Annotated in this window: 1 pseudogene; it reads left to right on the plus strand. The window is 77.0% G+C overall.

Going from position 1 to position 1,128, the window contains the following annotated elements:
* Positions 1 to 1,128 (plus strand): annotated as a pseudogene (locus EYA84_RS32120) (adenylate/guanylate cyclase domain-containing protein); the annotation flags it as partial.

A 1,128-nucleotide genomic window follows, 5' to 3' on the forward strand; every position in this document is an offset into this window, starting at 1 on the left:
AGATGGGTATACGAGACAGTGCTGGCCCTGCTCGGGTACGCCGAGCTGCCCGCCGCCGCGCACACCGACCAGAGCGAGTGGACCGCCGCGCAACCGCCACCCGACGCCGAGGCGGTGCCGAACGCGGTGGCCGCCCTGCTGAGCGCGCTCGCCGAGGAGGCGCCGCTGATGGTGGTGGTGGACGACCTGCACGACGCCACCGCGGAGACCATCGGCGCGCTGGAGATCACCCTGTCCCGGCTCGACGGGCCGGTCCTGGTGCTGCTGCTCGGGCGGCCGGAACTGGTGCGTACCGCGGGCACCCTGGCCCGGGTCGCGGACGCCGAGGTGCAGCCGTTGCCGCCGCTGCGCGGTGCCGACGCGTCCCGCCTGCTCACCAGCTACCTCGGCGGCGGGCGGCTGCCGCAGGCCGACGCCGACCGGCTGCTCGCCACCGCCCAGGGCAACCCGTTCTATCTGGCCGAGCTGATCACCCTGCTGATGGAGCGCGGCGCGCTGACCGCCGGGGCGCGCAACGACTGGCGGCTGGCCCCCGGTTCGCTCGGCAGCCGGCTGCTCTCCCGTGACCTGGCGGCCGTGCTCGCGGCCCGGATCGACGCGCTGCCCGCCGAGGCCCGCTCGGTGCTGCGGGACGCGGCGGTGGTCGGCGACACGGTGCCCGACGGTGCGTTGCAGGCGTTGCGCGACCAGCGGGCCGGGCGCGACGGTCGACCCGCCGCCGTGGTCGCGCTCGAACTGGACCGGGCCGTGGAGGAACTGCTGCAACGCCGCATGCTGCACCGCACGCGCACCGGGTACGCCTTCGCCACCCCGCTGATGCGGGAGGCCGCGTACGCCGGGGTCAGCAAGGCGGAGTTGGCCGAACGGCACGCCGCGCTGGCCCGGTGGGCGAGCCCGGCGGCCAGCGTCACCAGCGGCCTGGGCGGCCCCGACCTGGTCGCGACCGGCACCACGGTCGGTCCGGGCGGCTTCACCGAGGCGGCCCGGGACGACTTCGTGGCGCAGCACGTCGAGCGGGCCACCGCGTTGGCCGACGCGGTCACGTTGCGTCCGGACGCGCCGGCCCGGGCGGTCGCCCCGCTGGGGGTCGCCGCGCTCGGCCGAGCCACCCGGCGCGCGCTGCACGAG

The organism is Verrucosispora sp. SN26_14.1 (genome assembly GCF_004307965.1).
GTDB lineage: Bacteria > Actinomycetota > Actinomycetes > Mycobacteriales > Micromonosporaceae > Micromonospora.